Annotated in this window: 24 protein-coding genes; 11 read left to right on the forward strand and 13 right to left on the reverse strand. The window is 36.2% G+C overall.

The window, feature by feature from the left end; all coding sequences use genetic code 11:
* The first annotated feature begins 174 nt into the window (after positions 1-174).
* Entirely contained in the window at positions 175-1533 is a 1359-nt protein-coding gene (locus J5U23_RS06305) for a RuvB-like helicase (RefSeq protein WP_218267288.1), read from the forward strand.
* An 83-nt stretch (positions 1534-1616) separates the two neighbouring features.
* Positions 1617-2183: a GMP synthase subunit A gene (locus tag J5U23_RS06310; RefSeq protein ID WP_218259960.1), complete on the forward strand. Its 567-nt coding sequence runs from the start codon at positions 1617-1619 to the stop codon at positions 2181-2183.
* 2 nt (positions 2184-2185) lie between these two features.
* On the opposite strand, the gene J5U23_RS06315 is transcribed toward J5U23_RS06310, so the two are convergent.
* Positions 2186-3007: a KaiC domain-containing protein gene (locus J5U23_RS06315; protein WP_280638411.1), complete on the reverse strand. Its 822-nt coding sequence runs from the start codon at positions 3005-3007 to the stop codon at positions 2186-2188.
* 45 nt (positions 3008-3052) lie between these two features.
* On the opposite strand from J5U23_RS06315, the gene J5U23_RS06320 reads away from it, so the two are divergent.
* The 4 genes from J5U23_RS06320 to J5U23_RS06335 are packed head-to-tail and all read left to right on the forward strand — an operon-like array spanning position 3053 to position 5721.
* On the forward strand, positions 3053-3538 hold the full coding sequence (locus J5U23_RS06320; protein ID WP_218259962.1) for a cyclin-dependent kinase inhibitor 3 family protein: 486 nt from the start codon (positions 3053-3055) through the stop codon (positions 3536-3538).
* A complete protein-coding gene (locus J5U23_RS06325; protein WP_218259963.1) occupies positions 3508-4104 on the forward strand; it encodes an endonuclease V in 597 nt (198 codons plus the stop codon). Before J5U23_RS06320 ends, J5U23_RS06325 begins: the two co-directional genes overlap by 31 nt.
* A gap of 25 nt (positions 4105-4129) precedes the next feature.
* Positions 4130-4726, forward strand: a complete 597-nt coding sequence (locus J5U23_RS06330) for a cysteine hydrolase family protein (protein WP_218267290.1) — start codon at positions 4130-4132, stop codon at positions 4724-4726.
* An 8-nt stretch (positions 4727-4734) separates the two neighbouring features.
* Positions 4735-5721 (forward strand): DHH family phosphoesterase, encoded by a 987-nt coding sequence (locus J5U23_RS06335; RefSeq protein WP_218267291.1) that lies wholly within the window; start codon positions 4735-4737, stop codon positions 5719-5721.
* On the opposite strand, the gene J5U23_RS06340 is transcribed toward J5U23_RS06335, so the two are convergent.
* Complete coding sequence (locus J5U23_RS06340) at positions 5718-6404, reverse strand: metallophosphoesterase family protein (RefSeq protein WP_218259966.1); 687 nt, start codon at positions 6402-6404, stop codon at positions 5718-5720. The two genes, J5U23_RS06335 and J5U23_RS06340, sit on opposite strands and share 4 nt — an antisense overlap.
* 31 nt (positions 6405-6435) lie before the next feature.
* Between J5U23_RS06340 and J5U23_RS06345 the strand changes: the two genes are divergently transcribed.
* Together J5U23_RS06345 and J5U23_RS06350 are read left to right on the forward strand one after the other, a co-directional pair.
* A complete protein-coding gene (locus J5U23_RS06345) occupies positions 6436-7575 on the forward strand; it encodes a DUF763 domain-containing protein (protein ID WP_218267292.1) in 1140 nt (379 codons plus the stop codon).
* A 108-nt stretch (positions 7576-7683) separates the two neighbouring features.
* Complete coding sequence (locus J5U23_RS06350) at positions 7684-8346, forward strand: DUF47 domain-containing protein (RefSeq protein ID WP_218259968.1); 663 nt, start codon at positions 7684-7686, stop codon at positions 8344-8346.
* On the opposite strand, the gene J5U23_RS06355 is transcribed toward J5U23_RS06350, so the two are convergent.
* Both J5U23_RS06355 and J5U23_RS06360 read right to left on the reverse strand, forming a co-directional pair.
* Positions 8335-9321, reverse strand: a complete 987-nt coding sequence (locus J5U23_RS06355; RefSeq protein ID WP_218259969.1) for an inorganic phosphate transporter — start codon at positions 9319-9321, stop codon at positions 8335-8337. The genes J5U23_RS06350 and J5U23_RS06355 overlap by 12 nt on opposite strands.
* Positions 9281-9550 carry a ribbon-helix-helix domain-containing protein gene (locus tag J5U23_RS06360; protein WP_218267293.1) on the reverse strand — a complete coding sequence of 90 codons (270 nt, stop codon included), beginning with the start codon at positions 9548-9550 and terminating at the stop codon, positions 9281-9283. Before J5U23_RS06360 ends, J5U23_RS06355 begins: the two co-directional genes overlap by 41 nt.
* Before the next feature lie 128 nt (positions 9551-9678).
* On the opposite strand from J5U23_RS06360, the gene hel308 reads away from it, so the two are divergent.
* Together hel308 and J5U23_RS06370 are read left to right on the forward strand one after the other, a co-directional pair.
* Positions 9679-11826 carry an ATP-dependent DNA helicase Hel308 gene (gene hel308, locus J5U23_RS06365; protein WP_218259971.1) on the forward strand — a complete coding sequence of 716 codons (2148 nt, stop codon included), beginning with the start codon at positions 9679-9681 and terminating at the stop codon, positions 11824-11826.
* On the forward strand, positions 11777-11962 hold the full coding sequence (locus J5U23_RS06370) for a hypothetical protein (protein WP_240780991.1): 186 nt from the start codon (positions 11777-11779) through the stop codon (positions 11960-11962). Before hel308 ends, J5U23_RS06370 begins: the two co-directional genes overlap by 50 nt.
* Here the strand turns inward: J5U23_RS06370 and J5U23_RS06375 are convergent, their stop codons facing one another.
* The 9 genes from J5U23_RS06375 to J5U23_RS06415 form a co-directional block, all read right to left on the reverse strand.
* Positions 11963-13534 carry an acyl-CoA carboxylase subunit beta gene (locus tag J5U23_RS06375; protein ID WP_218261433.1) on the reverse strand — a complete coding sequence of 524 codons (1572 nt, stop codon included), beginning with the start codon at positions 13532-13534 and terminating at the stop codon, positions 11963-11965.
* 24 nt (positions 13535-13558) lie between these two features.
* Positions 13559-14068, reverse strand: a complete 510-nt coding sequence (locus J5U23_RS06380; RefSeq protein WP_218259974.1) for an acetyl-CoA carboxylase biotin carboxyl carrier protein subunit — start codon at positions 14066-14068, stop codon at positions 13559-13561.
* Positions 14068-15597 carry an acetyl-CoA carboxylase biotin carboxylase subunit gene (locus J5U23_RS06385; protein WP_218267294.1) on the reverse strand — a complete coding sequence of 510 codons (1530 nt, stop codon included), beginning with the start codon at positions 15595-15597 and terminating at the stop codon, positions 14068-14070. The genes J5U23_RS06380 and J5U23_RS06385 overlap by 1 nt, the downstream gene beginning before the upstream one ends.
* A 256-nt stretch (positions 15598-15853) precedes the next feature.
* A complete protein-coding gene (locus tag J5U23_RS06390; protein WP_218259976.1) occupies positions 15854-17461 on the reverse strand; it encodes an ABC transporter permease subunit in 1608 nt (535 codons plus the stop codon).
* Positions 17454-18152, reverse strand: a complete 699-nt coding sequence (locus tag J5U23_RS06395) for an ABC transporter ATP-binding protein (RefSeq protein WP_218259977.1) — start codon at positions 18150-18152, stop codon at positions 17454-17456. Before J5U23_RS06395 ends, J5U23_RS06390 begins: the two co-directional genes overlap by 8 nt.
* Before the next feature lie 141 nt (positions 18153-18293).
* Entirely contained in the window at positions 18294-18533 is a 240-nt protein-coding gene (locus J5U23_RS06400) for a hypothetical protein (RefSeq protein ID WP_218267295.1), read from the reverse strand.
* A gap of 33 nt (positions 18534-18566) precedes the next feature.
* Positions 18567-19064, reverse strand: coding sequence for a 3-isopropylmalate dehydratase small subunit (locus tag J5U23_RS06405; protein ID WP_218267296.1), 498 nt, complete (start codon positions 19062-19064; stop codon positions 18567-18569).
* The gene (locus J5U23_RS06410) at positions 19065-20312 is read right to left on the reverse strand and encodes a 3-isopropylmalate dehydratase large subunit (protein ID WP_218267297.1); all 1248 of its coding nucleotides are present in this window, start codon (positions 20310-20312) and stop codon (positions 19065-19067) included.
* A gap of 83 nt (positions 20313-20395) precedes the next feature.
* Entirely contained in the window at positions 20396-21697 is a 1302-nt protein-coding gene (locus J5U23_RS06415) for a cryptochrome/photolyase family protein (protein ID WP_218267298.1), read from the reverse strand.
* A gap of 78 nt (positions 21698-21775) precedes the next feature.
* Here J5U23_RS06415 and J5U23_RS06420 point away from each other — a divergent pair, with 78 nt between their 5' ends.
* Complete coding sequence (locus J5U23_RS06420; protein WP_218267299.1) at positions 21776-23614, forward strand: glycoside hydrolase family 15 protein; 1839 nt, start codon at positions 21776-21778, stop codon at positions 23612-23614.
* The last annotated feature ends 48 nt before the right edge of the window (positions 23615-23662 follow it).

Genomic DNA, 23662 nt, shown 5'->3' on the forward strand with positions numbered 1-23662 from the left:
TCATAATTCACGTGGCTTGACTTCCGACCCCTTTCACCTTAAAAGGCTAAGCTTTTAACTATTGCAACGGAAATCCTTTGACCATAATATTTTATACGCAAGCTTTCTCACTATACAAGGCCTCATAGATTTAGAGTTAATCTCAAAAACTTTATTATATATTATTACTGTGAGATGTCAGAGATACGCGAGTTAAAGAAACCCATACGTGAAAAAGCAAGTATTCATAGTCATATTAAAGGTTTAGGTTTAGATGATAATGGTAAAGCTAAGTTTATTGCAGATGGGCTAGTTGGCCAAGCTGAGGCACGAGAGGCTGCAGGAGTAGTTGTACAATTGATAAAACAAGGAAAAATGTCGGGAAAAGGGATACTATTTGTTGGTCCTCCGGGCACTGGAAAAACTGCATTGGCCGTAGCGATTGCCAGAGAGCTGGGTGAAGATACTCCATTTACCGCAATTAACGCTTCTGAAATATATTCTACAGAACTTAAGAAGACTGAGATACTAACCCAATTGATAAGAAAATCAATAGGTGTCAGAATTAGGGAAAAGAGACTGGTGTATGAAGGCGTTGTAAAGGATAGGAAGATTAAGGTTGCTAGAAGTAGATTAAATCCCTATTCCCAAGCTCCAGTTGAGGCTCAAATAACTTTAACCACTAAAGACGATGAAAGGACGTTGTCAGTAGGTGAGGAAATAGCACAACAACTCGTATCCTTAGGCGTTAAGAAAGGCGACGTTATTATGATTGATGCTCAAACTGGACAAATTATAGTTGAGGGTAAGGCTAAGGGTTTTGAAGGTGCTAAAACTTATGATATAGAGACTACGAAAGTACTAGAGATACCTACTGGTCCGGTGAGAAAAGAAAAGGAAATAACAACTACACTCACCTTAAACGATTTAGACCTGAATTTAGCTGCTAGAAATCTAGCCGTTACAGCTATCTTCTCGTTCTTTACGGAAAGAGAAATAAATGAGGACGTTAGAAAAGAGGTAGATAGACTAGTTAAGGATTGGATTAACCAAGGTAGGGCGGAATTAGTAGTTGGAGTGCTATTCATTGATGATGCTCATACGCTTGATTTAGAAGCATTTTCTTTCCTAACTAGAGCCTTAGAGTCAGAATTAGCACCAATACTGATCTTAGCAACCAACAGAGGGCTAACTAAAATTAGAGGAACTGATATAGAATCTCCTCACGGGATTCCTCTTGACCTATTGGATAGACTGTTGATAATACCAACTAGACCTTACAATGCTGATGAAATTAAAGAAATAATCAAAATTAGGGCTGATGAATTAGAAATTGAATTAGATCCTCAAGCTTTAGAGGAATTAACTAAAATAGGTGTTGAAAATAGTTTGAGATACTCTGTTCAACTGTTAGAACCATCTCTTATAATTGCTCAAAGAAATAATAGGAATATTATAAAGGTTGAAGATGTAGTGGTAGCTTCAAAGCTATTCTCAGATGTTAAGAGAAGTGTAAAGTTTGTAAAGGAGTATGAGAATCTATTATTGAAATGATGTCTGGTGACGGCTCTGAGCCAGTGATGTCGCCAAAAAGTCTGATCAATATTTTTTAAATATCCAAAAACTTAGATTCTGATGTGAAAGTAGGTTTAGTATATTATGGCGGACAATATAATCACCTAATACTTAAGAACGTAAAGTATTTGGGCGCGGACATTGAGGTAATTCCCCCATATAAGCCAGTGGAGGAACTTAAGAAATTCGATTGCGTTATATTTAGTGGTGGCCCCTACTCAGTGTCAGAGGAAATTCAAAAAATGGGAAATTCTCCCCTTTATATAAAAGAGCTGAAAGTCCCAATGTTAGGCATATGCCTAGGTCATCAGCTAATTGCCTATGTATTGGGTGGGGTTGTAAGAAGAGCCCTAAATCCAGAATATGGACTCACTAGGATAAATATATTTGACGAAGATACTATTCTGAAAGGTTTCTCACAGCAACTTAACGTCTGGGAAAGTCACAATGATGAGGTGGTTGAGCCGCCTAGTGGATTCAGAGTGTTAGCTAGTAGCGCAAATGCAAGAGTCCAAGCAATGGCGAACTCAAGTAATTCAATATTTGGTGTGCAATTTCACCCTGAAGTTAAACATACAGAAAGAGGAATAGAGATATTTAAGAACTTCTTAGGAGTATGTAGAAAATAGATTCACTTCAATTCCTCCTCAGTCTTTTTGCCACTCTCAATGATCTTTCTCTTTACCTTTTCTGGCAATGTATAATCTTCCCTTCTTTCCTCTAATCTTCCCTTCAAGACTATTCCTTTACCATTAACTATATCTATTTCCCACACATGCTTATCGTGATCGGTTTGTCTCATTTTCTCAATTAATATGTACCTATGTAGTTCTCCATTCCTTATCATCCTTCTGAATCTGATTATCCCATCTGCCACATGCTCTACTCCAAATCCAAATGCTTGTGATGTGGTTATTGCGTATTGTGAAGTAGCATATATTGTGAAATTCCATTTATTTAGGACTCTCTTAAGATAGTAGCTTATTTTCCTTGCCATTGCGGGTTTATCCAAAAATAATGCACTTACTGAATCAATTACCAATCTAGCTTTACCATAACCTAATTTTTGTTTAGCCTCAATTACCTTATTCACCAATTCCTCAGGGGTTAAGTTCACTAAAGACCATTGGTCCTCTTTTTCCTTCATTAGCGCATCTATTATTATCAACTTCTTCTCTATATATACCTCAAAATCCCAATTAAACTGCTTAGCTTGTCTTATTATTGAATCCCTACTTTCCTCAGTTGTAACGTATATACAAGGATCTCCGTCCTTTAATCCCTTAGCAATGAAGTGAAGCGAAAATATCGTCTTTCCAGTTCCAGGCTCTCCGGTCAACGCTATGAAAAATCCTTGAGGAATCCCACCTTGTATTAGTTTGTCAAACTCCAATATTCCAGTAGATAATCTACTTACCATAATCTTAAATATCGACTTTGAGAATTTTAAAATGATCTGTGACGCTCAGCGGATCTTCTGATATGGAAGTGATGAATAATGTATTGGGTTAGAAGGAAAGCCATAGGAGGTTCTGGATTACCATATACCGAAAATGAGATTTTAGAATGGAGGAAAGAAGGAGTGAAAAGAGTATTAGTTTTACCAGAGGATTGGGAAATCGAAGAGAGTTGGGGAGATAAGGATTATTATCTGTCTATTCTTAAGAAAAATGGACTTCAGCCCTTACATATTCCAATTCCAGATGGGGGGGTTCCATCGGATTCTCAATTTCTTACAATTATGAGATGGCTGTTAAGTGAAAAAGAAGGTAATCTAGTTCATTGTGTAGGTGGAATAGGAAGGACTGGTACAATTTTAGCTAGTTATCTAATTTTAACTGAAGGATTAGATGTGGAATCTGCTATTAACGAAGTTAGATTGGTAAGACCTGGTGCAGTACAAACATATGAGCAAGAGATGTTCTTATTACGTGTGGAAGGGATGAGAAAGAGTTGGTTGAAAAACATCTACTCGAATTCTTAGAGAAATTGCAATTCCTTATCTCTAAAAACGTTAAAATAAGTCATTACGGAATTGAGAACGTTAAGAAAATCTGTGGGGTTGATATTGCATATAAGGGTAATCTAGGATTCTCAGTAGGTGTAAGTATGGATATTAATAGTGGAGAGTATAATTACAAATCTTATGTTGGTGAAGTGAATTTCCCATATATTCCGGGTTTCCTTTTCATGAGGGAAGCTCCATTAATGATAAAAGCAATAGAGGGTTTGGATTGTCAACTTCTTTTAGTTGATGGTCATGGGATAGCTCATCCTAGGAAAAGCGGAATTGCTGCAGTTATAGGCGTTCTCCTAGACTTCCCAACAATTGGGGTAGCGAAATCTAGGCTTACGGGTGATTTGGTTAATGAAAGTGACATTACCTATTTATATCTAAATGGAGAGAAAGTAGGGGTTAAATTCGGTAGATATTTTTATAGTCCAGGAAATAAAGTCGACTTACAAGATTGCATTGAACTAGGTAAGAGGGGTTATCCTAAAGTTCTAAAAATAGCTGATATGCTCACTAAGAAGATAAAAAAGGAATAAAAGTGCGCGTGCAGTAAATTTAATTATGAAAATTGAAGTACCATCTATTCCCGAACATAAAGAGGTAATATTAGATCCTACTAATACAGCATTAATAATTGTAGACATGCAAAACGACTTTGTGAGGAAAAACGGTAAGTTATCAGTTCCTACTGCAGAGGCTACTATACCATTTATAAAGAGATTAATCGATAAGGCAAGAAGTTCCAATGCGTTGGTAATATATACACAAGATTGGCACATGAAAGATGATCCAGAATTTAAAATATGGGGAGAGCACGCATTGGCTGGAACTTGGGGTGCAGAAATAATTGACGAATTGACTCCAGAAAAGAGCGATTTCGTAGTTAAGAAGTATAGATATGATGCCTTTTTTGAATCCTCATTGGACTATATTCTTAGAGTTAAGAATATCAAAAATACCATAATTACTGGGACTGTTGCAAATATTTGCGTATTACACACTGCTGGTAGTGCTGCTTTAAGATGGTATAATGTAATTATGCCAAAGGATTCAATATCTGCAATAACGGAGTTTGATTATTATGCTACTTTAAGACAAGTAGACTTTTTATACAAGGGTATAATAACTACTGCAGACGGCATTAAGTTTGAGAGGTAGGTAAAGAGTTGGAATATTATGCGATAGTACATAACGATTTTGATGGGACAGCATCTGCGGCCGTTTACGCTAGAGCAGTGAAATCATTACCTAAAAATGTATTTTTTACAGAGCCAAACAAATTACATTCACTTTTGTCTTCATTGGAGTTAAGAGGAGTATATAACGTCATGATCGCGGATTTGGGAATAAACGCTAGTACTTTTGATGAAATTATAAAGAATTTGAAAAAGCTCATCGAGCAAGGTGCTAACGTGGAGTGGTTTGATCATCATGTTTGGAAGGATGAATGGAAAGAGGAATTGAGAAAAATTGGCGTTTCAGTATATCATGATACTTCGACATGTGGTGCAGGAGTTATATATAAATATAAGAATCCCAATGATGATTTTTCTAGGAGATTAGCTTCAGCAGATTGTTCAGTTGATATATGGCTTCATGATGATCCCATGGGAGAAAAATTGAGAAGAATAGTTGAGAATAACAAGGATTACTCGTGGAAAAATGAGCTAATAAAAATGTTTTATAACGGAATATTGTGGAATGATACGTTTGATAAGATGTTAGAGGAAGTAGTTTCCAGAGAGTTAGAGGGCTATAAAAAAGTAATGAAGAGTTATAAGTTAATACAAATTGACGGCCATAAAGTCGTTGTAGCAGTAAGGTGGAAAGGCCCTCCGGATATAAGCTACGCTTCCCAGTTTTTGATGACTAGGACAAATGCTTCCGTCTTTGCGTCAGCAAATGGAAGGAGCATTTCTTTTAGAAGTAAGGAGATCGATGTTAGGCAATTTGCTGTTAAATTAGGGGGAGGAGGACATCCCTTAGCAGCGGGCGCTCAACTAAAAGTTCCCATAATATATAGGTTTTTAAATAGGATTGGGATTAAAGGTCCTATGCTAAATTGGGTTACTAAAGTCGTTCAAAACACCATAGCAGATGTTGGTTTCATAACATATCAAGAGAGTAAAAAGAGTAGTACTCCACCTTATTAAAGAGTGTGGATAGTTATAATTCTCTTGTTAGCTGGTAATGCCACATTGTATACTCTAACACTTTTCACTACTGAGAGTGTCCTTTTTGCATAATGTGCATGGCCATGGATTGCTATATTGGGTAAACAATCTTTTCCCTTGGTTGATAACTCCTCTAACACTCTATATCCCAGGTGTGGATATACACTTTTTCTTTCACCGAATACTGTTTCAAAGGTACTAGCGTAATGAGTTAAAAGAATTTTAATATCTGCTTTAGAATTACAAGTCATTTCGGTGATTTTTTCCAACCTTTTCATATAAAGGTCTTCAGTTATCCCGTTACTTGTTTGCCACAATGTTGGTTTTTCTAGAACTCCTTCACTACCGATTATTACAAGTCTTCTATTCGCTATCTCAATTTCTACTTTTTCATCCTCTAGCCAAATTATATCACCATAATTTTCTCTATAGAATTTTCTATTCTCTATAAAATCTTCATTTCCGAAAATTGAGACTATTTGCTTAACTCTATTTTTTAGGGCGTTATATACGGGAGTAAAATGTAGATACTCACCTTTTTCAACTAGATCTCCAGCTAATAACGCTAAATCAGCCTTGATATTACCAAGTTCTCGTAAGGCTAAGAAGAATTCGGTTAAATACCTAGGTGAGTGTATGTCTGAGGTTGATATGATAAGCACATATATACCTTCTCTTCAGAACTTATAAAATATGGAAGTAGAGGGAATAGCTGACTTACCACTTCACACTGGTCACGTTCCTCCATGGTTAGTTCCCATTATGAAAAGATTAGCTAAGGCAATAGTTGAAATAATGATTCTTGAATTAGGTCCTCAGAAGGTTGTGGAAAGGTTTTCAAATCCATTATGGTTTCAAGCTTTCAATAATGCGATCGGAATGGATTGGGATTCTTCAGGCTCTACAACCGTAACATTAGGTATTTTGAAGGATATTATAAACCCTAAGGTCCACGGTTTTGCTGTGCTGGGAGGGAAAGGTAAAAATGCTCTAAAGGTTCCAGAAGAGGTAGATATGCTAATTTTTGATATAGATAAGAATAAGATTAAAAATATAAGTAAGATAGTAGCAAAAGTTGATTCAACCTTAGTTCAGGATGGGCACCAACTATATCATCACTCCATGCTTGTAACCCAGGATGGAAAATGGAGCGTAATCCAGCAGGGTATGAATTTAGAAACGAAGTTCGCTAGGAGATATCATTGGAAAGAAGCTGATAATTTTGTGGTAGAACCTCATACTGCAATATCTGGTATTAAGACTAACGTTGTAGTTAACGTAATAGATAGAGATAAGGATAGGACAAGGAAGTTAATATTAGATTTGCTGAGGGAGAATCCCAATAAGATAGTTTCCTTATATACTCAAGCAATGGCTATGCTTAAAGGTCAATCAACTTTAGACATGTGGATAAAAGGAGGATCAATAGCGTTCGTATCCAAAGAGGCTAGATTAATTTACATGAAGCCCGTAGATGTTAATAGAATCAAACAAGTACTAAGGGAAATGTATGAATCTAACCCACTTACATTTGAGGAAGCACTAATTAATGGTTTAGGTCCCTCCACAGCTAGAGCATTATACTTAATAGCTGATCTAATATATAATGAGCCACCATCGTACAAAGACCCAGTGAATTACCCTTATGATCCATTTAAGTACGCATTTGCTATTGGAGGTAAAGATGGTATTCCATATCCAGTTAATAGGAAAGCTGCTTGGGAGGTGATATATACCTTAGAGGATTTTATAGCTAGAGCTAAGCTTGAAGATAGTGATAAACGATTAGCCTTAAGGAAGTTAAAAGAACTTTCTAAAGGTATTGAGAAATAACATAAGCAAGGAAATATAAATCCAGTATAAGAATGGTCGTAAAATTAAATGGACTGAGCTATAAGTGGAAAAGTACTTAAATATAATTGTCTACTATACTGTTTTAGAATGTTTAAATTAAGACTAAATAATAAGGAAGAAGAGGTATTTGAGAGAATTACCTTTACTGCAGAACTAATAGGCGAAGCAGTAAAGATTTTGCAAAATGAAGTAGATCATGTAAGAAAGGGGGAATACGATCAAATTCCCGCAGATTTAATTAAAATTAAATCTATTCACGAAAGAGCTGGAATGTTACGTGAGGAAATACTTTCAACTCTTTATGGAGAGGCATTTTTACCAGACTTTAAGGAATCAATGGTAATGTTGGCTCAAGCCCTTTTTAATACTTTGAGTTCCGTAAAAGACGCGGCTAGGGCTTTGGGGTCTAGGAAGGTTGATGTAAAATGTATTACAATTCTATCAGATATGCTAATTACGTATCTAGCATTGGTCAATGAGGCATCACTTAAGATCCACGAATTAACGAGGCATTTAGGATCAGATGTTGAAGTTTCATTAAAACTAAGTAGGGAAATACAAGCAATGGAGAGAGAAGGGGATGATATTAAAGATACTCTTCTGCAGAGGCTTTATGAGATAGAGAAAGAGATTGATATTATAAGTATATTGCAAATGAAAGATGTAATCATATTTATAGACGATATATTGGATTCGTTAGAAGATGCTACATTAAGTGTGGAAATATTCTACGCTACATTAAAGTCCTAATATACTCTTTATTACTCCAAATATTGCCAATGAAAGTATTATAGCGAAAATTGGAGATGTGGCCCAACTCCTAAATATCTGCATTACTTGTTTTCTAACATCAGATGTAAAACTTCTAAAACTAAGCCCTACTATACCACCAACTATGGTTTGAGTTATCGATAGAGGTATTCCTAGAATTGTGAAAATTTCATTTATAACATTACTTCCTATTAATGCTGATGACGCACCTAAATATCCTAATTTAGTTATACGAAATCCTACCCTTATTGCTATTCTTTGACTAGTCAAAACTCCTAATGCTGCAGATATACCATAAAGAGGTATCACAAGGTATGCTGGAGCAGAGAGTAGTGCAGAAGATACTATTATACCTATCGCATTAGCTCCAACTATAAATGATGTAAAGGCTGACGAGAATAGTATAAGGTTTCTATATATTGCAATCTGTTTAATAATACGAGTCTCTGCACTTATAACCTTATTCAACGTTAAATATAATAGAAGGGAAAATCCAATTGCAACTAATGGCGAGATAATCCACGAGCTTACTATCACCCAGAATTTTATCCAGTCTAACTCTATAAATCCATGCGATATTAAGGTTAGTATCGCAATTGATGGATAAAACGTTTGGCTTAAAGAGGAAGGGATACCTGATTTATTTAAATAATAAAAGGTGATTATTGATGAGGATAATGCGGTAAAAATAGCTATAGCCACGTACAAACTATTTCCATATACTACCCCATAAACACTATGTAGCATAGTTAAACTACCTAATACTACACCTACTAAAATAGATATCATATTTAATATGTAAGCATATCTTCTTTTGATGGCATTAGTTGCAAACAATATACCTAATGACGTTGCATTATTGTTCGCTCCTATCACGTAACTGGATATTAGTCCTACAATAAATAATAGATATTCAATAATGTTCTGCGTTGAGATTATTATTGTGATTACCATTTCTTTTTAGGTACCCTAAATAGTAGATTATGGCATCTCTTATAAAATCGCTTCTGTTAGTATATCCTAAGTCTCTTGCAATATTATCGACTTTTCTTATAAACTCGTCCTCCAATTTAAAAGATATCGTCACTGTCCCGGTAATTTCTAACTCAAATGTTTGGTCATCCACCTTTTTCAAGCTCGTCATATGAATCATAAATAGTATATGATATAAGTACATAAACATTTTGTCTTGTTTTCCAACACTATACTTATATAACTCTATCTACTACAATGAAAAATTTTCAACGTATTTCTTAATGGAAAGTAGGGTGATAGTGCTTAAAAACCTTTTGCGAGAAGTAAAATAAGTTTATGAGCTTAGAATTAGAGTGGATGTCAGTAGAGGACCTAAAATTACCTAGTAACGTTATTGATATAATAAAAAATAGGGGTATAAAAAAACTTAACCCGCCTCAAACTGAAGCGGTAAAAAAAGGACTATTAGATGGCAATAGACTACTATTAACCTCACCTACCGGTTCTGGGAAGACACTAATAGCAGAGATGGGAATAATTTCATTTCTTCTAAAAAACGGAGGAAAAGCAATATATGTGACTCCACTTAGGGCTCTTACGAATGAAAAGTATTTAACTTTCAAGGACTGGGAATCAATAGGTTTTAAAGTAGCTATGACCTCTGGTGATTACGATACAGATGATGCTTGGTTGAAGAATTACGATATTATAATCACCACTTACGAGAAGTTAGATTCCCTATGGCGTCATAGGCCAGATTGGCTTAATGAGGTTAATTATTTCGTATTAGACGAATTACATTACCTTAATGATCCTGAAAGGGGGCCAGTGGTTGAGAGCGTCACAATAAGGGCCAAAAGGAGGAATCTATTGGCATTGAGTGCCACAATAAGTAACTACAAACAAATAGCCAAATGGCTAGGTGCAGAACCAGTGGCAACTAATTGGAGACCAGTTCCCCTCATAGAAGGTGTTATGTATCCAGAAAGGAAGAAGAAGGAATATACTATACTTTTCAGAGATAATACTACCAGGAAGGTTCACGGAGATGACGCCATAATAGCTTATACTCTAGATAGTCTAAGCAAAAATGGGCAAGTTTTAGTTTTTAGGAATTCCAGGAAAATGGCAGAAAGTACAGCATTAAAGATTGCAAATTACATGAATTTTGTAAGTTTAGATGAGAAAGCCATATCTGAGATTTTAAAACAATTGGATGATATCGAGGAAGGTGGAAGTGATGAAAAAGAGCTACTAAAATCTCTTATAAGTAAGGGAGTTGCGTATCATCACGCTGGACTATCAAAGGCGTTAAGGGATATAATAGAGGAGAGTTTCCGGAAAAGAAAAATAAAAGTGATCGTAGCAACTCCAACCTTGGCAGCTGGCGTAAATTTACCTGCTAGAACAGTAATAATAGGAGATATTTATCGATTCAATAGGAAGATAGCTGGATATTATGATGAAATTCCAGTTATGGAATATAAGCAAATGAGTGGAAGAGCTGGTAGACCTGGTTTTGATCAGATTGGCGAGTCAATAATTGTGGTAAGGGATAAAGAAGACGTAGATCGAGTATTTAAGAAATACATACTATCTGATGTTGAACCCATTGAATCTAAACTGGGTAGTGAAAGGGCATTTTACACGTTCTTACTCGGCATACTTTCTGCTGAAGGTAGTCTGAGTGAAAAACAGTTGGAAGGCTTTGTATATGAATCTCTGCTTGCAAAGTCACTAGTTGACGTTTATTTTGATAGGGCCATAAGGTGGCTATCAGAGCATTCTTTCATTAGAGAGGAAAATAATACGTTTACTTTAACTAATTTTGGAAAGAGGGTTGCTGATCTATATATAAATCCATTTACTGCTGACATCATAAGAAAGGGGCTTGAGGGACATAAGGCTTCGTGTGAAATAGCTTACCTCCATTTACTAGCGTTTACTCCAGATGGACCATTAGTATCAGTTGGAAGGAATGAGGAAGAAGAGCTAATTGAATTGCTGGAAGACCTAGAGTGTGAGCTGTTAGTAGAGGAACCTTATGAGGAAGACGAATATTCCCTTTACTTAAATGCGTTAAAAGTGGCGTTGATAATGAAGGATTGGATAGATGAAGTTGACGAAGATACCATATTGGGTAAATATAACATAGGTTCTGGAGATTTGAGAAATATCGTTGAAACTATGGACTGGTTAACCTATAGTGCTTACCATTTATCTAAAGAGTTAAGGTTAGATGATCACAGCGATAAACTTAGGGTCTTGAACTTAAGAGTAGCTGATGGTGTAAAGGAAGAGCTATTAGAATTAGTTCAAATAGGTGGTGTAGGTAGGAAGAGAGCTAGATTATTGTACAATAACGGAATTAAAGGACTAGGTGATGTTGTAATGAATCCAGATAAAGTTAGGAACTTGTTAGGCCAAAAACTAGGTGAGAGAGTTGTCCAAGAGGCTGCAAGATTACTTAATAGATTTCATTAATTTGCCAAACGGAGAAATATTCATTGTAAGGGATGAGTGTGATACATTAAAGAGGCTTAGGCTAATCCTTTTAGCCTTGGGTCAAGAGGTACAACTTAACAATTGTGAAGAGTTGATTTGTAGAAAAAAGGTTTGATCAGAGAGGTATGTTGCCATGTTTCTTGGGGTATCTGAATTCCCTCTTATTTCTTAACATTTCTAATCCTCTAGCTATTACCTTTCTGGTGTCCTTAGGCTCAATGACGTCATCTATTAAACCTTTCTCGGCTGCCCAATAAGGATTAGCGAACAATTTCTTATACTCTGCAATTTTTTGTTTCAAGAGTTCCTCTGGATTTTGAGCACTTTGTATTTCCCTTCTATATAATATTCTAACTGCACCTTCTGGACCAGTTACAGCTATCTCCGCAGAAGGCCAAGCGTAAACCAAATCAGCACCTAAACTTTTAATGCTCATTGCAATATGAGCACCACCGTAAGACCTTCTTACAATAACTGTAATTTTTGGTACTGTGGCCTCAGAGAATGCGTATAACATTTTAGCACCATGCCTTATTATCCCTTTATACTCTTGGTCTGTCCCTGGAACATATCCTGGAGTGTCAACTAAGCTTATTAACGGTATGTTGAACGCATCGCAGAATCTGATAAATCTAGCAGCCTTATCCGCAGCATCAATATCTATTGCTCCTCCATAATATGCTGAATTGTTTGCGACAATTCCCACGACGTTTCCATTTATCCTTCCAAATCCCACAGTAATATTTTGTGCCCATAATTTGTGAACTTCCAAGAATTCGCTATTGTCAACTATATTGTATATTAATTCCCTTATGTCAAATGGCTTTACTGAGTCTGTAGGTACAATTGATTCAGCACTCTGCACTGCCCTATCAGCAGGATCACCGGTATCAACATATGGAGGTTCTTCCATATTATTTGAAGGCAAGTAAGACAGTAACCTCTTAGTTATGTTTATTGCATCTTGTTCATTTTCAGCCACAAAGTGAACTACTCCAGATTTTGTTGCGTGTACTATTGCACCACCTAGATCTTGATAACTCACTTCTTCGCCTATTGATACTTTAGTAATCTCTGGTCCGGTTACAAACATGTAATATGCGTCTCCTTTTATCATTATTAGGAAGTCAGTAAGAGCAGGAGAGTAGACTGCACCTCCAGCTGCTGGCCCTGCCATAATGGTAATTTGTGGAATTACTCCAGAAGCCATTACGTTCATCTTGAACACTGCACCATATCCTTCTAGCGATAGTGCACCCTCTTGTATCCTTGCTCCACCAGAATCGTTTATTCCTATTACTGGAGCACCAACTTTTATGGCTAGCTCATAAGCTCTAACTATCTTATTTGCGTGTGTTTCTCCTAGACTTCCTCCGAGTACCGTAAAGTCTTGAGCATAGGCGAAAACTTGTCTACCATCAATTTTTCCCCATCCAGCTATTACTCCGTCTCCGTAAAACCTATTCTTATCTAACCCAAATTCAGTTGCTCTAGTAGTGGCAAAAGTCAATATTTCATTGAACGTTCCTTCATCGAACAGCTGATTTAATCTTTCCCTTGCCGTTAGTTTACCTTTACCATGCTGGAAGTTTATCTTCTCTTCTCCTCCACCCTTATATACCTTTTCCTTTAATATTTTCAAATCTTCAATTAATTTATCCATTGGAGGTTTTTCATATAGAGCCATTTATCTCACCTCATAACTGTAAAACTATTTTATAACAATTAAAATATCTCCCTTCTTTACACCTTGTCCTTCCTTGATCAGAATTTTTTGCACGATCCCACCTATTGGCGATGAGATTACCGTTTCTGCCTTCATCGCTTCAATGGATAACAAAGGTTGACCCTTATTTACTGCATCTCCTTCCTTTACTCTAATTTTAACTATCCTTCCAAATAATGGAGATACAATTTCTCCTTCCTTTCCTCTAATTATTTCCTCAACTCTTTCTTCTCCTTTTACTGGAATTTCAGTTACCTTATCTAACCTTAAGAAATCTTGATTGTTGAAGATCAAAGTACCATCAGACTCTATGAAAACATAATATTTTTTCCCATTAATCTCAAATAAATACTCATTTTCCCTATTGCCTGGTCCTAGATATTTTACTTCATAATTTTTATCTCCTATTTTTATTTTATCAAGACTGTTGCCGCTCTGTTCATAGGATACTAAATACGTATCTCCCAATTCGCTATAAAGTCTAAACAGCCTCATTACCACAACACCCTTGGAGAGGATTGTGATATGATACCATAAGTTTTCCAATTACTTTTACCATTACTAGTTGAGATGGGTGCTTTCTGTTCAGTCTTTTTCTTCATCAATCCCCTATTATAAATAGAAATGGCTATTGCAATTTGCATCTCTTGTTCTTCTTTTAATTTGGCCGTGAAGTACTCTGCTTTCTCAGGGATATATGCAGTAGTGAAATTACCTTCCCAGAAGTCTGGATCTTGCAAGATCAACTTATATAATGGAATTGTAGTTTTAACTCCTCCTATTTTATAATCGTTTAGAGCCCTTAGTCCGACTTGAATGGCATAATCTCTACTTTGCCCATAAACAATTAACTTGGAAACAAGGGGATCATAATATGGTGGAACCCATGAACCAACTTCTATACCACTATCCACTCTCACACCGGGACCAGTTGGTTCCTTATAATAGGTTATGTATCCGGATTGAGGCGTGAAGTTATTTAATGGGTCCTCAGCGTTAATTCTGAACTGTATTGCATGTCCTCTTATTTTCAAATCCTCTTGGGAAAAAGGCAAATATTCGCCAGCAGCTAGTCTTATCTGTAATTTGACTAAGTCTATTCCAGTTATGAACTCAGTGACTGTGTGCTCTACTTGAACTCTTTTATTAATTTCTAAGAAGTAAAATTCATGAGTAACTGGTGAGAACACGAACTCCATGGTACCTAAGGTAAAGTAGTTAATTTCTTTCCCAAATCTTATTGACGCCTCAATAATCTCCTTTCTTTCCTCTTCTTTAATGGACGGTGAGGGAGCTTCTTCAATTAACTTCTGGTTCCTTCTTTGAATTGTGCATTCTCTTTCAAAGGCGACTACGTAATTTCCATACTTATCTCCTATCAATTGTGTTTCAATGTGTTTTGGTTTTATAGCAGCCTTTTCTATGTAAATTTCTGCCCTGCCAAAGGCAGAGTACGCTAATCTTTTGCTTCTTTCAAAAGCCTCAGCTAGTTCACTAGGATTATCAACCTTTATAATACCCACTCCTGCTCCGCCTCCCGCAGCCTTCAACATTATGGGATATCCTATTTCCCCAGCTATCTTTAACGCCTCATCTACATTTTCAATTGGTGATAAAGGTCCAGGGGACGTGGGGACACCAGCCTTTCTAGCTATCATCTTTCCTTCCAATTTGTCCTTGATTCTATTCATTACAGAAGCAGAAGGTCCTATAAACACCATTCCAGCTTTTTCAACAGCTTCTACAAAAGACGCGTTTTCAGAAAGAAACCCATAACCGGGATGTACAGCATCTGCATGAGCCTTTTCTGCCGCATCGATAATTCTTTCAATATTCAGGTAACTTTCTAAAGCTGGGGGTGGTCCTATCCAATAAGCTTCATCTGCATATTTAACGTGGGGAGAATATTTATCAGCATCAGAATATACAGCAACTGCCTTCATTCCCATTTCTTTTACGGCTTTCATAACCCTTATGGCAATTTCTCCTCTATTGGCTACGAGAACTTTATTAAAGGGTGGCATACTATATTAATATAGTTAGACTGGTTTAAAAGTTTTTAACATTAGGAATTTGGGCTTAGTCGATTTTTTAAAAAATTTTCATTATAAAATCCTTTATGCATGCAAGATTTTGTTTTTTAAACTAATTTATATATTGTGTGCAAAGTATGATCATGTGAGGTTATAGTTCAGCAAAATTTTTAATGCAATCTTTTCTATAGTAAGTGAGGATGACGAATCCGGGAACTGATCAGTGAGGACATGCGCGAACGCTGATTTAGGCTAAATAAATTCCTTCCTCTGCAACGTATTTCTGCCTTGCTAAATCCATCATTTTTCTTGTGAAGAATATTGAGTAAATTATTACCACTATTCCAAATATTAACGAATCCCAGGCTGCAAGAGGAACATTTCCATTTGCGGTAGCAACTGCAATGCTCTTCATTATACCGTGACTGACTTGTAATGTATAACTGTTTGAAATTTTCCAATATTCTCCTATCGCTAAACCTCCCCATGCGCTGTTAATCGTACTGGAAAGCCCAGCAATTATATAAGGAAATGTTGAAGGCACAATCACATATCTCAATTTCTGCCAGAAAGAGAAATTATAGTTCTTCATTATCTCCCAGTACTGACTAGGCATGTTCTTTATTCCTAGCCAATAACTATAGAAAACATAATAGAAAGTTGAAATGAAACCCAAGAGTATTACGTAGAATTCATCCGTCCAACTTCCAAATACACCATGAATAAAACTTATGGTAGCTGTGAAAACTAATGGAAAGTAAGCTGGAGCTGGAAAAGATGCGTAGGTCTGTATTACCGGAATTAATACTTTCTCTACTCTTTCACGGGTTGCAAGGAAATATCCTAGAAATATTGAGAATACTAGGCTAACAATTGCAATAAAAAGTACTCTTGCATAGTCTATTAAAAGGTTAAAAAGGATGTTAGGGGTAGTTGAGATTAGGGAAAGCCAAACAGATTGAGGTACTGAGGAAATTGTGGAGAAAGCACCATAAACTAATAATCCCAATAAAAGCACCGAGATTCCAATGCCCAAATATCTCCAAGGTAAGTTCCTCCTAGTCTCTTCTTCACTGATTGCACCCCTACTTCCAATTCTTGTTACATATTTAGATAGTTTGACGAAAGGGGCTATCGTATTTGACATTCTCGTGGTATATCTTATTCTCATTCTACCTCTTTTAGTCACTTTTACTTCAGTGTCCAACCCATACTTGGATACTGTATAATTGGCAAATCTTCTTAATAAATATGTAAATATAATTATTAAAATTGCAAGAATCCCTAATCCTTCTAAGGCTAGATTATATTCTTGCGATGCGGTAAACTCCCCAATTAGCGTACCTATACCGAATACGTGATAACTAGAGCTGCCTATTGAGAAAACCTCACTAACGGTTATATAGAAGAACGCATCTGCGAAACTTGGTATAAGATTTGCCGCTATTCTAGGCCATGAGTAAGGGATATATAGTCTTGACATTTTACCCAGAAAGCCTAATCTGTAGTTTTCGCTAACTTCTAAAAGGTCGCTTGGAACGGTCTTGAAAGCTTGGTATATCCCTATCCATATATTCCATACTACAGCAGTGAAAACTAGAAAATCTACTGCTAATTCTATACCGATATATCCACCTATCTTATACACAAAGAATATTAAAACAACTGGAAAGAATGAAATAACTGGAACAGATTCGAAAACTTCTACTACTGAAATATAAATATTTTCAAATACTTTACTTTTTATTGCTATATACCCTAGAAACCACCCAGTAATTATTGACAACCATATTGTAAGAAAAACCCTACCTAATGATGCGACGGAGGCCAAAAATATCATTACAAGCTCATTCATTATTGTTCCCTCCTTTCTTTACTGGAGTTAAGAGGGCGTAAAGTATATCTAAATACTCTTGAAAATTTTCATCCTTTGGGTTTCTTGGCCTTTCTAATTTTATTTCTACTTCTCCAATTACTGTAGCTGGTCTTCCGTTTAGAACGTAAACTCTGTCAGCTAATTCCACCACTTCGCTCAAATTATGAGATACTAAAACTACGCTGTGAAGTGTAGTAGATTCATTAAATAGCATGGAATGTACTTCTTGCCTTAAACCCTCTGCAGTTAACTCATCTAGGTGTGAAAATGGTTCATCCATTAAAAGTACTAGTGGGCTAGCAGCTAAGGCTCTAGCTATTGCTATTCTTTGTCTCATTCCTCCACTCATTTGTTTTGGATAAAAGTCCTCAAAACCTTGAAGTCCTACTACTTCTAGCATATGCTTAGCTAATCTGTCTTCTTCTTCTTTGGGTAATTTCCTATATTTTAAGCCTAGTTTAACATTTTCCAATGCAGTTAACCAAGGAAAAGTGGCTATTGACTGGTGTATTAGTGCAATTTTTGGCGTTGGGCTAGTTACCTTTTTTCCTAGCAGTCGAATTTCCCCCTTAAGTGGTTTTACGAATCCTCCTAATACTCTTAGGAGTGTTGATTTACCAATCCCAGACGGACCTACTATAGCTATAAGCTCCCTATCCTTAGTATACATGTTGATATTTTCGAATACTAAATATCCGTTTGGGTAAGCGTAAGCTATATCTACGGCCTCTAGGATTCTTCCAACAACTTCACCGTTTTCTCTCTTCTTATAAATTCTTAAAAGCTTTTCGACCGTTTTTCCTATTGTAAACTACATTGGGGATTTATCTTTATGACGAAAAATATTGAAAATTCTTCTTAATTTTAAAAATGAATTTATTATTAATAATTCTATTAGGAAAATCAAACAAAGATATACAACATTAAATGGAATTGTAGTTAAAAGCTGGTATACTGCATATCCATAAACGAGTTTAACACTCTCTATTCCAATCTTGTAATCAACGATTGTAAGCAGTAGGGAGACCAAACCGATAATAATCCACTTCACAATAATAGTATTAAAAACTAAAAAATAAACTTTTTAGTTTCGGTTAACTGTCTGCATCTTCTTTAGATATTCCATTATTCCTCCTGCTTGTAGAATCTCTAGTGCCATCCCTGTTATGCCCTTTCCCTTAAGCACCTTATTACCAACCAAGATTTCACCAGTCTCCACGTTAATTTTGACGTAACTGTTTTCATTGATCTCCTTCGTGGAATTAGGCAACGTTATGACTGGTAAACCATTATTTATCGCATTCCTATAGAATATTCTAGCGAATGACTCAGCAACTATTGCCTTAACTCCAGCAGCCTTTAGGGCTATAGCAGCTTGTTCTCTTGAGGACCCCATTCCAAATACTTTACCCGCAACTATTATAACACCCTTTGATGCCTTCTTATAAAACTCTGGGTCTAATGGTTCCATAACGTGCTGGGCTAAGTACTGTGGGTCAGTATATTTTAAGTACCTAGCTGGAATTATTATATCAGTATCTATTTTATCACCAAACTTAATTACTGGACCTTCTATTATCATTCAGATCACCCTGGGATCTGTAATCTTACCTTCTAATGCACTAATTGCAGCAACAGCGGGACCAGATAAGTAAACTTTAGCCTCATTACTTCCCATTCTCCCTTTAAAGTTTCTGGAACTTGTTGATACAACATTCTCACCGGGACCAGCTATACCGAAATGACCACCTAGGCAAGGTCCACAAGTTCCATACGTTACAATACAACCAGCATCAACTAATGTTTGTATATAACCTCTTTCTAAAGCCTCCTTAAACATTCTGTAAGACGCAGGGATGGCTATACATCTACTCTTGACCTTCTTTCCCTTCATTATTTTAGCAGCTATTTCAAAATCGCTTAGCCTACCATTTGTACAAGAACCTATGTAAACCTGATCTACTGGAGTACCCTCCAATTCATTTACGACCTTAACGTTATCTACACTATGAGGAGCTGCAACTAATGGTTCCATTTTGTCTAATTGAATAGCGTATTCATCAGCGTATTTCGCTCCATTATCTGGTGTGACCAGTTCTGGTTCGTATCCTCTCATTTCTTTGATGTATCTCTTAGTCTCTTGATCTGGTATGAACATTAATGCGTCAGCATTCATTTCAATTCCCATATTTGATACTGTTGCCCTATAATCCATTGGAAAACTTAAGGGATCCTTGACAAAGATTTCTAACGTCATTCCATTAAAGTAATCTGCCTTAAAGTCTCCTAGCAACTTTAATGCAACGTCCTTCCCAGTTATCCATTTAGCAGGTTTTCCTTCTAAAACTACTTTAAACGGTTGTGGAACTACTAGCCAAGTTTTACCAGTTATTACAGCGGCTGCAATATCACTAGCTCCCATACCTTGAGCAAATGCTCCTACAGCACCGGATGTGGTTGTGTGACTATCAGCTGCTAAAATAACTTGTCCAGGGTTGGCGTATTGCTCTATCATGACTTCATGTAAAATTCCGTAATTTATGTCGTAAAAATTAGGAATACCTTCCGATTTCACGAACTTTCTTATATAGCCTTGAATTTCTGCACTCCTTACATCTGGAGGTGGAGCTAAATGATCAAAAGCTATTACCAATTTACTCTTATCGAAAACTTTAATCATGTTAGCCTTTTCCATTACCTCTATCACGTGGTAACCAGTTAAGTCATGAAATGCTACTAAGTCCACTTTAGCCTCTATAACATCTCCAGGTGAGACATCCTTTCCCGATGCCCTGCTTAAAATTTTCTCTGTTAACGTTTTTGCTGACATCAATAAGAAGTTAAGATTATTAATAAATAAGCATTTCTTACGAAGGAATTACATTTACATCGTACCAAATTCGAAAAAGAAACCTATTTTATTTTAGATTTCCTACATACCTCGTAAAGTCTCTTTGCCAGATTTACCCTTATTCTCCAATCTACTATAGGTTTAGGGTAGTTCTTCAGAGTATATTTGTACGCATTATGTATGATCTCTGCGTCATAGCTTTCCAATTCATCTACCCACCTTTTTATATACTTTGCCTCTGGGTCATATGTAGTCTGTTGCTTCCAAGGATCAAATACTCTAAATATATAATCAGTACCTACTGAAGCTACCCATTGCCAGTTTCCATTGTTAACTGAAGGATCATAGTCAATTAGTTTACTTGCAAAGTACTTCTCACCTATTCTCCAATCTATTAAAAGAACCTTAACTAAGAAAAATGCGACCAACATTCTAACTCTGTTTGGCATATCGCCAGTCCGGCTCAATTGCCTCATTCCAGCATCTATTATTGGGTATCCAGTTTTTCCATCAATCCAGGCTTGAAGTAGCCTTTCATTGTTCTCCCACTCAATACAGTTATATTCCCTTCTTAACGGTTCATGAAATACTCTATTATTATAGTAAGCCAATAGGGTATAGAAATCCCTCCAATATAATTGCCTAATTATTGCTTGATTATCTATCAGAGAATAATATACTTCTCTTACGGATACAGTTCCAAATTTCAGATGAGGTGAAAGAAAGGTTCTGTTATCCTCAGCTACGAAATCTCTTCTAGTATAATCGATTTGCTTTGCTCTATCTATTAATTTAATGGCCTCCTTTCTTCCTCCTCTTCCCTCTCTACTAGGTGGTAATTCGTATTCGTCTCCTAAAGAATTTTTATAATAATTTGTGTAATTATTATGAATAGGTTTCTTTACCCGTTTATTCTTCACTGCATTGTAAAACGTTGTAAAGCTCTTATAGTTCATAAAATCGTTCTTTGAAGCGAGTAAGTAATCTTCAAAAAACTTTATATTTTTTCCACTTTCCTCGCAATATTTGTAAATTTTTTCGTCTCTCATTTTGCTAAAGGGTGTGTAATCCTCATTAAGATAAACAGCGTCAATCTCTTTAAGTAAGTTCTTTATTACCTCTTCTGCAATTCCGTAATAGACGTAAAGCTTAGATCCCCTTTTCCTTAGCTCGTCATTTAGCTCATTTAAGGAGTTAATCATGAAGTTTAATGCGAATTCCGATTTGTACTGGTTTTCATCGCCAACTTGTCGAGGGTCTAATATGAATGCAGGAACGACTTTCTTGCATTCCTCTAGAGCTTTAATTAGTCCAGTGTTGTCATCTAACCTTAGATCTCTTCTAAAAACAAATAGGCAGAGCACGATTCTTTTTTTCTCTTGAGTTATTAGATTTGTGTTAAAAGGGGTTAGAATAAAAGGGAATTCTACATTATGTATTATATGACTAGACATTTGATTTTAGGCAATGGTTCATTAACAGTCCTATATGATGGTAATTTTACGATAAGGGAATTATATTGGCCGTTAACGACTACAAATAATTTACACAAGGGTAGGTTTGGCGTATTCGTTAATGGTAAGTTCTCATGGTTAGATAATTTAAATCCAAAGATTGGATATTTAGACGATACTTTAGCAGTATATTCCTCTTTTTCCTTTGAGGGAGTCAATTTTTATTTAGAAGATGTAATAGACATGGCTTACGATATTTGGATAAGGAAAATTTCAGTAAAAGGTGTAGAAGATAAGGACGTTAGAGTTTTTACCGCCTTTGATTTTCATGTTGGTGGAACACCAGATGGGAATACCGCACTTTTCGATCCTTACTCTGAGTCTATGATACAATATAAAGGTTCTAGATGGTTTTTGCTTTCACCTTCTATTCCCTTCTACCAGTACGCTACGGGAATTAAGGAATATAAAGGTCTTTTAGGTACATGGAAGGACTGTGAAGATGGTGAACTTTCCGGTAATCCAATTGCCCAAGGTTCTGTCGATTTCGCTAGTAGTTTCAAATTATATGGAGAAGATTTTTACATATGGTTAGTAGCTGGTAAGAATTACAACGAAGTTAGGGGCTTAAGCGATTACGTGAGGAAGAGAACACCCCAGATTCTATTTAAAAGAGTTGAGGACTATTGGAGGGGATGGTTAAGTAAAGTAATCGACTATGGTGAATATAATTCTATTTTGAGGAGAAGTTTACTGATTTTGCAATCTCATGTACAGAACAATGGTGCCATAATAGCGTCACTTGATACTGATATTATGAAGTTCAATAGAGATACGTATAACTACGTGTGGCATAGGGATGCGGTGTTCTGTATTTTAGCTCTTGAGCTAATGGGATATTTTGATAGATCTAGGCAATTCTTTGAGTTCACTAGAAAGCTTTTCACAATAAATGGAGCACTGTTTCACAAATACACTGTTGATGGACATTTCGGTTCCACATGGCATCCCTGGACTCTAGAATATTTGCCTATTCAAGAAGATGAGACTGCATTAGTACTTTACGCCTTATGGTTTCACTTCTCAAAATGGAAGGATGTTGATTTTATAAAGACGTATTATAGACCTATGGTGAAGGGAATAGCTGATTTTCTAGTAAATTATAGAGAAAAGATGACTGGTCTTCCACTTCCCTCATTTGATCTTTGGGAAGAAAGGATTGGTATTCACTTTTATACTACAATAACTGTAATTGCAGGGTTGAGGGCTGCAGCAGATTTTGCCAGATTCTTTGGAGAAGACGAGTTAGCGCGAAAATATGAGAAAGTTGCAGATCAGATGCGTAATGCGTCAGATTTATTCTGGGTCGGTGACCATTACGCTAGAACGATATATATAAAGGAAGGTCAGGTTCACAAGATCGATGAGACCGTTGACTCAAGTACGTTATTGGCGCCAATATTTAATGTAATTCCTATTGGTAATTCTCGTTTTGCAAAGAATTTAGAGACTGTCATAGAGAAGTTAAGTGTTAAAAGGGGATTAGCTAGGTATGAGGGTGATCAATATTTGAAGGGAGGTGGTACTCCCAATATCTGGTTTATATCAACATTATGGTTGTCTGAAGTTTATTCGTTAATGGGTGAGAAAGAGAAGGCTAAGGAGAAGTTAGATTGGGCCTTGTCGAAATCTTTACCAACTGGGGTTATGCCAGAACAAATTGATGAGAACGATAACTATCCATCAGTTTCTCCTTTAGCGTGGAGTCATGCCGAGTTAATAAGGGCAATTTACGCGTTGAGAAACGGCGCATTAGATCCTAAATAAATTGTAATTTTAACTATTCTCTTTTATCATTATAAATTAAGTTTACAA

This window comes from Saccharolobus shibatae B12 (genome assembly GCF_019175345.1).
GTDB classification, from domain to species: Archaea; Thermoproteota; Thermoprotei_A; order Sulfolobales; family Sulfolobaceae; genus Saccharolobus; species Saccharolobus shibatae.

Bases quoted from the DNA above. Each gene is read 5' to 3' on its own strand.
- J5U23_RS06410 (WP_218267297.1), bottom strand. From the start codon at position 20,312: ATGTCAGCAAAAACGTTAACAGAGAAAATTTTAAGCAGGGCATCGGGA.
- J5U23_RS06360 (WP_218267293.1), bottom strand. From the start codon at position 9,550: ATGTTTATGTACTTATATCATATACTATTTATGATTCATATGACGAGC.
- J5U23_RS06375 (WP_218261433.1), bottom strand. From the start codon at position 13,534: ATGGCTCTATATGAAAAACCTCCAATGGATAAATTAATTGAAGATTTG.
- J5U23_RS06405 (WP_218267296.1), bottom strand. From the start codon at position 19,064: ATGATAATAGAAGGTCCAGTAATTAAGTTTGGTGATAAAATAGATACT.
- hel308 (WP_218259971.1), top strand. From the start codon at position 9,679: ATGAGCTTAGAATTAGAGTGGATGTCAGTAGAGGACCTAAAATTACCT.
- J5U23_RS06350 (WP_218259968.1), top strand. From the start codon at position 7,684: ATGTTTAAATTAAGACTAAATAATAAGGAAGAAGAGGTATTTGAGAGA.
- J5U23_RS06345 (WP_218267292.1), top strand. From the start codon at position 6,436: ATGGAAGTAGAGGGAATAGCTGACTTACCACTTCACACTGGTCACGTT.
- J5U23_RS06420 (WP_218267299.1), top strand. From the start codon at position 21,776: ATGACTAGACATTTGATTTTAGGCAATGGTTCATTAACAGTCCTATAT.
- J5U23_RS06305 (WP_218267288.1), top strand. From the start codon at position 175: ATGTCAGAGATACGCGAGTTAAAGAAACCCATACGTGAAAAAGCAAGT.
- J5U23_RS06395 (WP_218259977.1), bottom strand. From the start codon at position 18,152: ATGTATACTAAGGATAGGGAGCTTATAGCTATAGTAGGTCCGTCTGGG.
- J5U23_RS06390 (WP_218259976.1), bottom strand. From the start codon at position 17,461: ATGAATGAGCTTGTAATGATATTTTTGGCCTCCGTCGCATCATTAGGT.
- J5U23_RS06380 (WP_218259974.1), bottom strand. From the start codon at position 14,068: ATGAGGCTGTTTAGACTTTATAGCGAATTGGGAGATACGTATTTAGTA.
- J5U23_RS06320 (WP_218259962.1), top strand. From the start codon at position 3,053: ATGTATTGGGTTAGAAGGAAAGCCATAGGAGGTTCTGGATTACCATAT.
- J5U23_RS06330 (WP_218267290.1), top strand. From the start codon at position 4,130: ATGAAAATTGAAGTACCATCTATTCCCGAACATAAAGAGGTAATATTA.
- J5U23_RS06355 (WP_218259969.1), bottom strand. From the start codon at position 9,321: ATGGTAATCACAATAATAATCTCAACGCAGAACATTATTGAATATCTA.
- J5U23_RS06385 (WP_218267294.1), bottom strand. From the start codon at position 15,597: ATGCCACCCTTTAATAAAGTTCTCGTAGCCAATAGAGGAGAAATTGCC.